The 14,624-nt window shown below is 70.6% G+C and carries 5 protein-coding genes; 3 read left to right on the top strand and 2 right to left on the bottom strand.

Annotated elements, in window-relative coordinates:
* Positions 1-14: 14 nt before the first annotated feature.
* Positions 15-3,092: a glycoside hydrolase family 3 protein gene (locus tag ACRRSS_RS19930; RefSeq protein ID WP_435972464.1), complete on the bottom strand. Its 3,078-nt coding sequence runs from the start codon at positions 3,090-3,092 to the stop codon at positions 15-17.
* A 67-nt stretch (positions 3,093-3,159) separates the two neighbouring features.
* Positions 3,160-5,109: a lectin gene (locus ACRRSS_RS19925; RefSeq protein WP_435972463.1), complete on the bottom strand. Its 1,950-nt coding sequence runs from the start codon at positions 5,107-5,109 to the stop codon at positions 3,160-3,162.
* A gap of 221 nt (positions 5,110-5,330) precedes the next feature.
* Between ACRRSS_RS19925 and ACRRSS_RS19920 the strand changes: the two genes are divergently transcribed.
* The 3 genes from ACRRSS_RS19920 (at position 5,331) to ACRRSS_RS19910 (ending at position 14,463) form a co-directional block, all read left to right on the top strand.
* Positions 5,331-6,341: a LacI family DNA-binding transcriptional regulator gene (locus tag ACRRSS_RS19920; RefSeq protein ID WP_435972462.1), complete on the top strand. Its 1,011-nt coding sequence runs from the start codon at positions 5,331-5,333 to the stop codon at positions 6,339-6,341.
* 327 nt (positions 6,342-6,668) lie between these two features.
* A complete protein-coding gene (locus tag ACRRSS_RS19915; RefSeq protein ID WP_435972461.1) occupies positions 6,669-10,040 on the top strand; it encodes a CARDB domain-containing protein in 3,372 nt (1,123 codons plus the stop codon).
* A 136-nt stretch (positions 10,041-10,176) separates the two neighbouring features.
* Positions 10,177-14,463: a discoidin domain-containing protein gene (locus ACRRSS_RS19910; protein WP_435972460.1), complete on the top strand. Its 4,287-nt coding sequence runs from the start codon at positions 10,177-10,179 to the stop codon at positions 14,461-14,463.
* Positions 14,464-14,624 lie beyond the last annotated feature (161 nt).

Raw genomic sequence — 14,624 nt, 5'->3', positions numbered from 1 at the left:
CGGGCTGGTGCACGTCAGCGCGCGGCCCGGTACGCCTCCGTCAACTTGCCGACCGCGCCCGCCGGATCACCCGTGAGCAGCAGATGGTCCGCGTCGGCGAACGGCTTGGCCGTGGCCTCCGTGATGTTCTGGCCGATCCTCTTCTGGACGATCTGCCGCGCCACCGCGACGAGCCTCCGGCTCTCCGGCGACCCGCCGAGCCCCGCCGCCCCGAGCGCCTTCGCGGTGACCCGCAGCCCCCACAGCGCGGCCTCGCCACCGGACGGGGCCGGGGTGAGCGTGGTCAGACCCCAGCCGTACGGGTACTGCGGGTCGTAGCGGCCGTCCCCCACGTTGAGGGGCAGCTGCGCCTCCGACCTGGGCCAGGTGACCGGCAGCTGTCCGGTGAACGGCCGCTTGCCGTAAAGGACGTCGGCGACACCGTCGCCCTCGGTGCCGGGCAGCCAGGACGCCACCAGGGCGTCGACGGCGGGCAGCCGGTCGCCGATGAGCTGCGGCCGGCCGGACACGACGAGCACCGCGCAGGGCATCGCCGCGCAGACCTTGTCGACCGCCGCCTTGTCGGCGGCCGTCAGTTCGAGGTCGTTGCCGTTGCCGACGTCACCGAACCCCTCGGCGTACGGGGTCTCGCCGACCACCACCACGCCCACGTCGTAGCCGTCGACCGGGGCGGAGACGTCCTTGGACCAGGCGATGTCCGCCCCCGGCGCGGCCTCGCGCATCCCTTCGAGGATCGTCGTGCCCGTCGTCGTACGTCCCGAGGCGCCCTGCCAGCTGATGGTCCAGCCGCCGGCCTGGTTGCCGAGGTCGTCGGCGTTCGACCCGGCCACGTACACCTTCTGGGAAGGCTTCAGCGGCAGCACCGCGCCCTCGTTCTTCAGGAGCACCTGGGACTTCGCCACGGCCTCGCGCGCCACCGCGCGGTGCGCGGGCGAGCCGATCGACGGCAGGTTCGTGGTGTCCGCGTACGGCTTCTCGAACAGCCCGAGGCGGAACTTCTGGGTCAGGACGCGGGACACGGCGTCGTCGATCCGCGCCGTGGGGATCCGGTCCGCCTCCACCTCGGAGGTGAGGGTCCGGGTGAACTCCTGGTAGTTCGTCGGCACCATGATCATGTCGAGGCCGGCGTTGACCGAGGTGCGGACGTCGCTCGGGTAGTCGCCGGGGATCTGGTCGATGGCCTGCCAGTCGCTGATGACGAAGCCCTCGAAGCCCATCCGGTCCTTGAGGACGCCGTTGATCATCTCGGCGTTGGCGTGCATCTTCACCGGACCCCGCTCGTCACCGAGGACGTCCAGGGAGGAGTACGAGGGCATGACGGTGCCGGTGCCGCGCTTCACGGCCTCGGCGAACGGCGCGAGGTGCACCGCCTCCAGCTCCGCCCGGGTGACCTCGGTGACGCCCTGGTCGATGGTGTACGAACCGGTGGTCGAGGAGCCGAAGGTGGTGCCGCCGTCGCCGACGAAGTGCTTGGCGCTGGTCAGGACCTTGTCGTTGCGGTCGAGGTCCTTGCCGCTGGGCGCGCCCTGCATGCCGTTGATGACCGTCTCCATGGCGGTCACGAGCGCCGGGTCCTCGCCGAAGGCCTCGTAGGAGCGGCCCCAGCGCTCGTCACGGGTCACGCACAGGCACGGGGCGAAGTCCCAGGGGACGCCGGTGGCCCGGACCTCCTTCGCGGTGACGGCGCCGGTCCGCGCGGCCAGCTCGGGGTCGCGGCCCGCGCCGATGCCGATGTTGTGCGGCATGATCGTCGCGCCGATGACGTTGTTGTGGCCGTGGACCGCGTCCACGCCGTAGAGCAGCGGGACCTGGAAGCGGGTCGTCTGCGCGCGCAGCTGGTACGCGTCGACCATCGCGGCCCAGGCCTCGGGCGTGTTGGGGGTGGGGACCGAGCCGCCACCGGAGAGCAGGGACCCGAGCGCGTACCCGGCGATGTCGCCCGGTGCCCGCAGCGCGTTGCGCTCGGCCTGCGTCATCTGGCCGACCTTCTCCGCCAGGGACATCCGGGAGAGCAGATCGGCGACCCGCTTCCGGACCGGCAGCCCGGTGTCGAGGTACGGCAGTCCGTGCGCGTTCACGACGACGACGGGGTTCTCGGCGGGCGCCTTGGCGCCGTCGACCGACAGCTTGAGCGGAATCGTCTCGGCGGCCTCGGCCGCACCGTCCTTCAGCGTCCGCACGGTGATCGAGCGGGTCGTGCCGGAGGGCGTGCCGGCCGGGAACACGACGCTGCCCGTGACCGGCCGGTAGTCCTTGCCCGGCTCGGCGCCGTCGCCGCTCTCCGTCTCGTACGCGACCGTGACGGGTCCGTCGGTCGGCCCCGAGCCGGTCGTGGCCACCGAGACGTCGACCCGGGCGCTGCCTCCCTCGGCGACGGGGTGCACGACGGACTTCGTGACCACCTTCGTGGTCAGGGCGGGCTCCGCCTGGCCGTACAGCTCCACGCCGTCGAGGGCGAAGGCGCCCGGCCCGCCGGTCGGGAGCGTGACCGCGTACCCCCACATCCGGTCGAGCCCGAGGACCTGGTCGATGCCGCCGACGGGCTGGTAGTCGGTCCGGTACTGGAAGTCGGAGAACGGGATCTCGACCAGGTGCCAGCCCTCCCAGTCGTCGGTGAAGGAGGTCGTCCACAGCTCGGACGCCTCCCCGTTCGCCCCGCCGTCCTTGATCTCCAGGGCGATCCGCTTGCCCGAGCCGGGCGGCAGCGGCGCCGTGTTCTGGCCGAACCACCAGAAGCGGATGCCCTTGTACGCCGTCCAGTCGTGGGCCGGCCGGTCGAAGGCGAAGTCGTGGGTGAAGCCGCCCCAGCCGCTGATGTCGTAGCGGCCTTCGAGGACCTTGCCGCCCTCGGGGGCGTCGGCGCGCTCCCTGAGCTCCAGCCGGGGATGGGACTCGGTGGCGTCGCCCCAGGTGAAGATGCCTTCGGCGGGGGGCGGCGCGAAGGGGACCTCGCCCTCGAACCGGTCGACGGCTCGGGGAGCGGGTTCCTGGGCGGCGGCGGTCGGCAGACCGCCGGTGAGCAGACCGGTGAGTACGGCGGTGGCGGCGACGACCGCCGCGCTCACCGTCCTTCGGGGACGTGCGGGTGGCATGCGGGCTCCTTGGGACAGGTCATGGCCTGTCGGCGGGGTACGGGGGAGGACGGACGAGGGGCGGGGGTCAGGCCGCGTTGTGGGTCCACTTCTGGTTGGCACCGCCGGTGCAGCTCCAGATCTGCGCCCGGGTCCCGTCGGCGGAGGAGTTGCCGGTGATGTCCAGGCACTTGTTCGCACCGGTGTTGACCACGTCGTGCGTGGTGGCGTCGTAGGTCCACCGCTGGGCGGCCGTGCCGTTGCAGGCGTACAGCTGGACCCGGGCGCCGTCGGCCGTGGAACCGCCGGTGACGTCGAGGCACTTGCCGAGCGCCCGGACGCTGCCGTCGGCGGCGAACGTCCAGCGCTGCGCCGTGGTGCCGTTGCAGCCGTAGAGCTGTACCGGCGTGCCGTCGGCGGTGGCGCCGCCGGCCACGTCCAGGCACTTCCCGGCCGGACCGGTCAGCGTGCCGGACCCGGTCCCGCCGCCCGTCGTGCCGGCCCAGGTGAAGGTCGCGGTGGTACGGGCGGGCAGGGTGTACGTGAAGGACTGGTCGCCCCACACGACCCGGACGGACTGCGCGGAGGAGCCGCCGTTGTGGGCGATCAGCGCCTTCGAGCCGTCGGAGTTGCGCCAGGCCACGTTCTGCACCGTGCTGTTGGCGGTGGAGGCGATGCGGTACGCCCCGGGCCGGACGAACCTGGTCAGGTGGCCGGTCGTGTAGTACTCGACCGTGTAGTCGACCTGACCGGCCCGGGCGCCGCCCTCCTGCACGGTGATCAGGCCGGTGCAGGTGCCGCAGCCGCCGTTGTGCGGGCCCATGGTCTGGTTGAGCGCGAGGCTCCACTTGACCAGGCTGCCGCTCCAGTTGCGGGCGTAGTTCACGATGTCGGCGAGGTCCTCGTTGTGCTGGTTCCCGATCCAGGTGCCGCCCGAGTGCTCTGTGCTGAACTGCTTCACCGCCGGGTACTGGTCGTGGACCTGGGTGCCGACCGCCGGGTCGCCGAAGTAGCCGTGCCAGGCGATGCCGCCGAAGAGCGGGTCGTCGCGCACGCCCGCGTCGTTCAGGATCCCGGCGCCGAAGGCGGCGTAGTCGCCGTAGTTCCAGTCGTGCACGAGGACCTTGGTGGTGAGGCCGGCCGCCCGGAAAGCGGGGTAGACGTGGTTCTTGGTGAACTCGACGAGGCCCGCCGGGTTCCAGCTCATGCCCGGGTAGTTCATGGCGGTCGGGTTGCCGGCCTGACAGCAGTTCGGCTCGTTCTGTACGGAGAGGTAGTCGACCTTCACCCCGGCGGCCTGGTAGCTCTGCACGTACCTGACCAGGTACTGGGCGTAGAGCGGGTAGTACTCCGCCTTGAGCCAGCCCATCTGGTCCATCCGGCCGTTGTCCTTCATCCAGCCCGGGGCGCTCCACGGCACGCCCTTGACGCGGAGGGCCGGATTGAGTTGCCTGGCCTGGGCGGTCAGCAGCCGGACGTTGGTGTCGTAGCCGTTGGAGCCGAAGTCGTTCAGGTCGCAGCAGGTGTCGTCGAGGGAGACGTTCCCGGGCCGGGAGAGGTCGGAGGCGCCGATGGGGTTGCGGACGAAGGAGAGGCCGATGCCGTCGGTGGGCGAGAACAGCTTGCGCATCACCTCGTCGCGGGTGGCGGCGCTGATCGCACCCCCGCGCAGGAGGTGGGCGGTGGTGTCGGTGATCGACGCCCCGCCGCCCTCGAACTGCTGGTACGTGGTGTTCTCGTCGACGGTGACCGTGTGGTTCGCGGTGCCCCCGGCCGGGCCGAACGCCAGCGGTGTCTGCGGGGCGAGGCCGCGCGTGACGGTACGGCCGCCGGAGTCGGACGTGGTGGTGAGCCAGACGTCGACCCGCTCGCCGGCGGCCCGCGCCGTGCCGGGCCCGGTGAGGACCAGGCTGCCGGCGAGGAGGGCGCCCGCGATGAGGGCGGTGACCGGGCGGAGGCGGTGGGTGCGGCGGTCGCGGACGCGGGGCGGGGTGTCTCCACCGTGTGCCACGGCCCCACCTCCTCGCCGGAGGAACATACGTGCACCCAATAATGTGTTATGCACCTGACAACCCTTTCGCCGTTTCGCGCCTCAACGGACAGCAGCAGCACGCCTTTTATCAAGGCCTGAAGTTATGAGGCGCCTTCGGGCCCGTCAAGCCTTCAGGCGTTGACGGCTCAGCACGGGTTGCGTTCGCTCCTCGCAAGGGGATGACAGTGACGCAACTCGCTTGCGAAGTTTGCGATACTCTTGCGCTCATGACGCGACGACTTGCTCAAGTGGCCAAGAAGGTGGGAGTCAGCGAGGCGACGGTCAGCCGTGTCCTCAACGGAAAGCCGGGTGTCTCCGAGGCGACACGGCAGTCCGTCCTCACCGCGCTCGACGTGCTCGGATACGAGCGCCCCACCCAGCTGCGCGGCGAGCGCGCCCGCCTCGTCGGCCTCGTGCTGCCGGAGTTGCAGAACCCCATCTTCCCCGCGTTCGCTGAGGTGATCGGCGGCGCCCTCGCCCAGCAGGGACTGACCCCGGTCCTGTGCACCCAGACCAAGGGCGGCGTCTCCGAGGCGGACTACGTGGACCTCCTCCTCCAGCAGCAGGTGTCCGGCGTCGTCTTCGCCGGCGGCCTGTTCGCGCAGGCGGACGCCCCGCACGACCACTACCACCAGCTGGCCGAGCGCAACATCCCGGTGGTCCTGATCAACGCCTCCATCAAGGGGCTCAACTTCCCCTGCGTCTCCTGCGACGACGCCGTCGCCGTCGAGCAGGCCTGGCGCCACCTCGCCTCCCTCGGGCACGAGCGCATCGGCCTCGTTCTAGGCCCCGGCGACCACGTCCCCTCCCGCCGCAAGCTCGAAGCGGCCCGTGCCGTGGCCGAGGCCGCCGGCGGGGAGCTGCCGGACGAGTTCGTCGTACGGTCGATCTTCTCGCTCGAAGGCGGCCAGGCCGCCGCCACCCGCCTCCTGGAGCGCGGGGTCACCGGGATCGTATGCGCGAGCGACCCGCTCGCCCTCGGCGCCATCAGGGCGGCCCGCCGGCGCGGACTCTCCGTCCCCTCCCAGGTGTCGGTCGTCGGCTTCGACGACTCCGCCTTCATGAACTGCACCGAGCCGCCGCTCTCCACCGTGCGCCAGCCCATCGAGGCGATGGGCCGCGCCGCCGTGGAACTGCTCTGTGCCCAGATCCAGGGCACCCAGACCGACCCCGGTGAGCTGCTCTTCGAGCCCGAGCTCGTGGTGCGCGGGTCGACGGCGCCGCCGCCGGCCGGCTGACCCCGGGGGCGTCGGATCCCTCCGCCACCGACCCCCCTCTCCTGATCGTTCCTCGGCTCCGGGCCGGGGAGGCCACACGGCCTCCCCGGCCCGGAGCCGTTTCTCGTTGACCTGCGGGGATGTGACACCCCAAGTGCCGGTTCTGCCGGGGCTGTTGACAAAGCGGTGACCTGATAGAAACCTGACACCCCGGCGGCGCAAAAGATTAACGAATCCGCTCAATAATTCTGTATCCAGCCGTCATTCATTGTCAGAGTTCCGCTGGGTTCCTGGCGAGAGTCACTGTGCCGATGCCGAGCCGCGGCCCCAGCAGTCGGAGAGGCTCCTATGAGAGGCAAAATCCTGAGCTGGCGGCTGACCGTCGGCGTGCTGATAGCCGGACTGATCGCCGTCGGACTGATGCCGGTCACCGCCTACGCGGTGGCCGGAACCAACCTGGCCCTCGGCAGGACCGCCACGGCGAGCGCCGCCCACGGCGCCTACCCGGCCGGCAACGTCACCGACGGCGGCCAGCAGTCCTACTGGGAGGGACCCGTCGGTTCGTTCCCGCAGTGGGTGCAGATCGACCTCGGCGCGGCGACCCGCGTCGACAGCGTCGTCCTCAAGCTCCCCACCACCTGGGAGGCCCGCTCCCAGACCGTCGCCGTGCTCGGCAGCACCGACGGAGGCAGCTTCACCTCCCTCGCCGCCGCTCAGCCACGGGCGTTCGACCCCTCGGCGGCGAACACCGTCACCCTCGGCGTCACCTCCGCCACCACCCGGTACGTCCGCGTCCAGGTGACGGCCAACACCGGCTGGAACGCGGCCCAGCTCTCCGAGGTCGAGGTGTACGGCGACGGTGGTCAGGGACCGGTCGACCCGCCGCCCACCGGCACCAACCTCGCGCGCAACAAGCCCATCGAGGCCACCTCGACCGCGCAGACCTATGTCGCGGCCAACGCCAACGACGACAACACGGGCACCTACTGGGAGTCCGCCGGATTCCCCTCCAGCCTCACGGTGAAGCTCGGCGCCAACGCCGATGTCACCGGCGTCGTCGTCAAGCTCAACCCCGACCAGATCTGGGGCCCGCGCACCCAGGCGATCCAGGTCCTCGGACGCGAGCAGGCCGCCTCCGGCTTCACCTCGCTCAAGGCGCGCGCCGACTACGCCTTCAGCCCCGGCACCGGACAGAACACCGTGACCATCCCGGTGACCGGACGCTACGCCGACCTCCGGCTGACCTTCTCCTCCAACACCGGCGCCCCCGGCGCCCAGGTCGCCGAGTTCCAGGTCGTCGGCGCGGCCGCGCCCAGCCCCGACCTCACCGTGACCGACCTGAACTGGACCCCGTCCTCCCCCTCCGAGACGGACTCAGTGACGGTCCACGCGACCGTGCGCAACGCGGGCAGCGCCGCGTCCCCCGCCACCACCGTCGAGGTCAGCGTCGAAGGCGCCGTGGCCGGCTCCGCCCCGGTCGCCGCGCTCGCCGCCGGTGCCTCGGCGACCGTCCCGGTCACCGTGGGCAAGCGGCCCATGGGCTCGTACACCGTCTCGGCGGTGGTCGACCCGACCGACACCGTCCCCGAGGGGGACAACGGCAACAACAGCCGTACCGCCACGGCCAAGCTGGTCGTCGGCCAGAGCCCCGGCCCCGACCTGCGGGTCACCGGGATCGCCACCAACCCGACCAGCCCCGCCGTCGGCTCCGCCGTCACCTTCACGGTCACGGTCGCCAACCGCGGCACCAGCGGCGTCGCCGCCGGCACCGTCACCCGGCTGACCGCAGGAGCCACCACCCTCAACGGCGCCACCGGCGCGATCGCCGCGGGCCAGACGGTCACCGTGCCGATCTCCGGCAGCTGGACCGCCACCACCGGCGGCGCCACCCTCACCGCGACCGCCGACGCCACCGGCACCGTCGCCGAGACCGACGAGACCGACAACGTCTTCTCCCGGTCGCTCGTCGTCGGCCGGGGCGCGGCCGTCCCGTACACGGAGTACGAGGCGGAGGACGCCCGCTACCAGGGCACCCTGCTCACGGCCGACCAGAAGCGGACCTTCGGGCACACCAACTTCGCCACCGAGTCCTCCGGCCGCAAGTCGGTGCGTCTCAACGCCACCGGCGAGTTCGTCGAGTTCACCTCCACCAACCCGTCCAACTCCATCGTGGTCCGCAACTCCGTGCCCGACGCGGCGGCGGGTGGCGGCGCCGAAGCCACCCTCAGCCTCTACGTCAACGACGTCTTCGTCCGCAAGCTGACGCTGACCTCCAAGCACAGCTGGCTGTACGGCAGCACCGACGACCCCGAAGGGCTCACCAACCGGCCCGGCGGCGACGCCCGGCGCCTCTTCGACGAGTCCCACGCCCTGCTCTCCCAGTCGTACCCGGTGGGCACGGAGTTCCGCCTCCAGCGCGACGCCGACGACCGCGCCTCCTTCTACATCGTCGACCTCATCGACCTGGAGCAGGTGGCGCCACCGGCCGCCAAGCCGGCGAACTGCGTCTCCATCACCGCGTACGGCGCCGTCCCCAACGACGGCATCGACGACACCGACGCCCTCCAGCGCGCGGTGACCGCCGACCAGAACGGCCAGATCCCCTGCGTCTGGATCCCCGCCGGCCAGTGGCGCCAGGAGCAGAAGATCCTCACCGACGACCCGCTCAACCGCGGTCAGTTCAACCAGGTGGGCATCAGGGACGTGACGATCCGCGGTGCGGGCATGTGGCACTCCCAGCTCCACACCCTCACCCCGCCGCACCAGGCGGGCGGCATCAACCACCCGCACGAGGGCAACTTCGGCTTCGACATCGACCACAACACCCAGATCTCCGACATCGCCATCTTCGGCTCCGGCGCGATCCGCGGCGGTGACGGCAACGCCGAGGGCGGCGTCGGCCTCAACGGGCGCTTCGGCAAGAACACCAAGATCAGCAACGTCTGGATCGAGCACGCCAACGTCGGCGTCTGGGCCGGCCGCGACTACTCCAACATCCCCGAGCTGTGGGGTCCCGGCGACGGCCTGGAGTTCACCGGCATGCGGATCCGCAACACCTACGCCGACGGCATCAACTTCGCCAACGGCACCCGCAACTCCACCGTCTTCAACTCGTCGTTCCGTAACACCGGGGACGACGCGCTGGCGGTCTGGGCGTCCAAGTACGTCAAGGACACCTCGGTGGACATCGGCTCCGACAACCACTTCCGCAACAACACCATCCAGCTGCCCTGGCGGGCCAACGGCATCGCCGTCTACGGCGGCTTCGGCAACACCATCGAGAACAACATCATCTCCGACACGATGAACTACCCCGGCATCATGCTGGCCACCGACCACGACCCGCTGCCCTTCACCGGACAGACCCTCATCTCCAACAACGCCCTGTACCGCACCGGCGGCGCGTTCTGGAACGAGGACCAGGAGTTCGGCGCCATCACCCTGTTCGCCCAGGGCCAGCCCATCCCCGGCGTCACCATCCGGGACACCGACATCGTCGACTCGACCTACGACGGCATCCAGTTCAAGACCGGCGGCGGCGAGATGCCCGACGTGAAGATCACCAACGTCCGCATCGACAAGTCGGTCAACGGCTCCGGCATCCTCGCGATGAGCGGCGCCCGAGGCAGCGCCACCCTGACCGGCGTGACCATCACCAACTCGGCCGAGGGCAACGTCCTCGTCGAGCCCGGCTCACAGTTCGTCATCAGGAACGGTTGACCCCCGTGACACCGGTCCGGTGGCCCGCCGTACAGGTCGGGCCACCGGACCGGGCCACGCACCTTCCCCGTCGCACCCCCCACAGAGCCGCGCCTCGTCGCGCCGTGCGCGAGGCCGAGAGCGAGACAGAGGACAGATGACCATCCGCAACTGGAGATCACGGGGCCTGAGCGCCGTGATCGCGACCAGCCTTCTGACCCTGGGAGGCCCCCTCATCAGCGCCCGGGCGGCGGGCGGCCCCAACATCGCCCTGGGCGACGCCGCCGCCGCTGCCAGCGCCCACGCCGAGTACGGTGCCGCGAACATCACCGACGGCAACCAGGGAACGTACTGGCAGAGCGCCGGCAGCACCCTTCCCCAGTGGGTCCAGGTCGACCTCGGCGCCACCACCCGCGTGGACGAGGTCGTCCTCAAGCTGCCCGCCGGCTGGGAGAGCCGCAACCAGACGCTCTCCGTCCAGGGCAGCGCCGACGGCACCAGCTTCGCCACGCTGAAGAGCTCCGCCTCCTACACCTTCGCCCCGGGCGCGGCCAACACCGTCACGGTGACCTTCCCCGCCACCCAGACCCGGTTCGTACGGGTCGACATCACCGCCAACAGCGGCTGGCAGGCCGCCCAGCTCTCCGAGCTGGAGGTGCACGCCGCCGACGGATCCTCCGCCAACCTCGCGAGCGGCCGCACCCTGACCGCCAGCAGCCACACCGAGGTGTACACGGCGGGCAACGCCAACGACGGCAACCGCGCCACCTACTGGGAGAGCGCCAACAACAGCCTCCCGCAGTGGATCCAGGCCGACCTCGGCTCCTCCGTCCGCGTCGACCGGGTCGTCCTGCGCCTCCCCGACGGCTGGGGCGCGCGCAGCCAGACCCTGAAGATCCAGGGCAGCGCGAACGGCACCTCGTTCACCGACCTGACCGCCTCCCGGGCGTACACCTTCGACGCCGCCGGGGGACGGGCCGCGACGATCTCCTTCGACGCGACCACCACCCGCTACGTCCGGGTCCTCGTCACGGCCAACAGCGTCCAGCCCGCCGCCCAGCTCTCCGAGCTGGAGGTCTACGGACCGCAGACGGGCGACACGCAGGCACCGACCGCGCCCGCGAACCTCGCCTTCACCCAGCCGGCCACCGATCAGATCCGGCTCACCTGGAACGCCTCCTCCGACAACACCGGCGTCACCGGCTACGACGTCTACGCCAACGGCACCCTGCTGACCAGCGTTGCCGGAAACGTTACGACCTTCACCGACACCCGGCCGGCGAACCAGACGGTCACCTACCGCGTCCGTGCCAAGGACGCGGCGGGCAACCAGTCCGCCGACAGCAACACCGTCACCCGCACCGGGGACACCGGGGACACCCAGGCGCCCACCGCGCCCGCGAACCTGGCGCTCAGCGAGCCCGGCACCGGCCAGATCAGGCTGACCTGGAACGCCTCCTCCGACAACACCGGCGTCACCGGCTACGACGTCTACGCCGACAACGTCCTCCGGGGCAGCGTCGCCGGGAACGTCACCACCTACACCGACTCCCAGCCGGCCTCCACCACCGTCACCTACCGCGTCCGTGCCAAGGACGCGGCGGGCAACCAGTCCGCCGACAGCAACGCCGTCACCCGCACCGGAAGCGGCGGCGCGGGCTCCAACCTCGCGGTCGGCAAGGAGATCAACGCCTCCTCCACCGTCCACGGTTTCGTCGCGGCCAACGCCAACGACAACAACGTCAGCACCTACTGGGAAGGCGCGGGCGGCAGCTACCCGAACACCCTGACCGTCAAGCTGGGCTCCAATGCCGACGTCAACAGCCTCGTCCTCAAACTCAACCCGGACACGGCCTGGGCGACCCGCAGCCAGACCGTCGAGGTCCTCGGCCGCGAGCAGAGCTCCACCGGCTTCACCGGCCTCGCCGCCGCGAAGAGCTACACCTTCGACCCGGCGACCGGCAACACCGTCACGATCCCCGTCTCCGGCCGGGTCGCCGACGTCCAGCTGAAGTTCACCGCCAACTCCGGCTCCTCTGCCGGCCAGCTGGCCGAGTTCCAGATCATCGGCGTTCCCGCGCCCAACCCGGACCTGGAGGTGACCGGTCTGACGACCACGCCGGCCTCCCCGGTGGAGTCGGACCCGATCACGGTCGGCGCCACCGTCCGCAACAGCGGCCCCGCGGCCGCGCCGGCCAGCACGGTCGCGCTCCGCCTCGGCGGCACCAAGGTCGCCACCGCCCAGGTCGGCGCCCTGGCGGCGGGTGCCCAGACCACGGTCACCGCCTCCATCGGCGCCCGCGACGCCGGTTCGTACCAGCTGAGCGCCGTCGCCGACGACGCGAACGCGGTCGTCGAGCAGAACGAGACCAACAACACCTACACCCGTCCCACCGCCCTGGTGGTCGCGCCGGTCTCCAGCTCCGACCTGGTCGCCGCCTCGGTGACGACCTCGCCGTCCAGTCCGTCCGCCGGTGACACGGTCACCTTCAAGGTGGCCCTCAAGAACCAGGGCACCGCGGCGAGCGCCTCGGGAAGCCACGGCGTCACCCTCTCCCTCGTCGACTCGACGGGAGCCACCGTCAAGACCCTGACGGGTGCCCACAACGGGGTTCTCGCCGCCGGGGCGAGCGCCGACGTGAACCTCGGCCCGTGGACCGCCGTCAACGGCTCGTACACGGTACGGACGGTCCTCGCCGACGACGCCAACGAACTGCCGGTCAAGCGCGCCAACAACACCTCCACCCAGCCCCTCTTCGTCGGACGCGGCGCCGACATGCCGTACGACATGTACGAGGCGGAGGACGGCACCGTCGGCGGCGGGGCCACCGTCGCCGGGCCCAACCGCACGGTCGGCGACATCGCGGGCGAGGCCTCCGGCCGCAAGGCCGTCAGCCTGGACGCGACGGGGGAGTACGTCGAGTTCACCGCCCGGCGCCCGACCAACACCCTGGTGACCCGTTTCTCGATCCCGGACGCCCCGGGCGGCGGTGGCATCGACTCCACGATCAACGTGTACGTCAACGGCGTCCTGAAGAAGGCGCTGCCGCTGACGTCGAAGTACGCGTGGCTGTACGGCGCCGAGACCGCCCCCGGCAACTCCCCGGGCTCGGGCGCACCGCGCCACATCTACGACGAGGCGCACATCCTCCTGGGCGAGAACGTCCCGGCGGGTGCCAGGATCAGGCTCCAGAAGGACGCGGCGAACACCTCCACGTACGCGATCGACTTCGTCAACCTGGAGCAGGTCGCCCCGGTCACGAACCCGGACCCGGCCACGTACGCCGTGCCGGCCGGATTCGGTCACCAGGACGTGCAGAACGCCCTGGACAGGGTCCGCATGGACACCACGGGCACGCTCGTCGGTGTCTACCTCCCGCCGGGCGACTACCAGACGGCGAGCAAGTTCCAGGTGTACGGCAAGCCGGTCAAGGTGGTGGGCGCCGGACCCTGGTACACGAAGTTCCACGCGCCGTCGACGCAGGACAACACCGACGTCGGATTCCGTGCCGAGGCGGCGGCCAGGGGCTCGCTGTTCAAGGGCTTCGCCTACTTCGGCAACTACACCTCGCGCATCGACGGACCGGGCAAGGTCTTCGACTTCGCGAACGTCTCCGACATCGTGATCGACGACATCTGGAACGAGCACATGGTCTGCCTGTACTGGGGCGCCAACACCGACCGGATCACGATCAGGAACTCCCGGATCCGCAACATGTTCGCCGACGGCATCAACATGACCAACGGCTCGACGGACAACCACGTCGTCAACAACGACGCCCGGGCGACGGGTGACGACAGCTTCGCGCTGTTCTCCGCGATCGACGCCGGCGGCGCCGACATGAAGAACAACGTGTACGAGAACCTCACCAGCACCCTGACCTGGCGGGCAGCGGGTGTCGCCGTCTACGGCGGCTACGCCAACACCTTCCGCAACATCCACATCGCCGACACCCTCGTCTACTCGGGGATCACCATCTCCTCCCTGGACTTCGGCTACCCGATGAACGGCTTCGGGACCGACCCCACGACCTTCGAGAACATCTCCGTCGTCCGGGCGGGCGGCCACTTCTGGGGCTCCCAGACCTTCCCCGGCATCTGGGTCTTCTCGGCCTCCAAGGTCTTCCAGGGCATCAGGGTGAACCACGTGGACATCGTCGACCCCACCTACAGCGGGGTGATGTTCCAGACCAACTACGTGGGCGGCCAGCCGCAGTTCCCCATCAAGGACACGGTCTTCACGGACGTCTCGATCACCGGGGCGCGCAAGAGCGGCGACGCGTTCGACGCCAAGTCCGGCTTCGGCCTCTGGGCCAACGAGCTGCCCGAGTCGGGGCAGGGACCCGCCGTGGGCGAGGTGACCTTCAACGGCCTCCGGCTGAGCGGCAACGCGGTGGACGTCCGCAACACCACCTCCACCTTCAAGATCAACATCAACCCCTGACCGAAGCGGCGGGGTGATCCCCGTCCCGACCCCGTGAGGCCGATGCAGGTGGCTTGCAGCCCCTTGCGTCGGTCTTGCGCGCATTCCACCCCAAGGTGCTGCGGTGAGGGGCGTACGAGCCCGCCGGTGGCCGTGAACTGTCGGTTTCGTGAGGAGCGCCC

Source organism: Streptomyces sp. Qhu_M48 (assembly GCF_051305195.1).
Taxonomy (GTDB): Bacteria; Actinomycetota; Actinomycetes; order Streptomycetales; family Streptomycetaceae; genus Streptomyces.
Note: the sequence above shows the minus strand (reverse complement) of the source record. Positions and strands in the feature narration are given on the sequence as shown.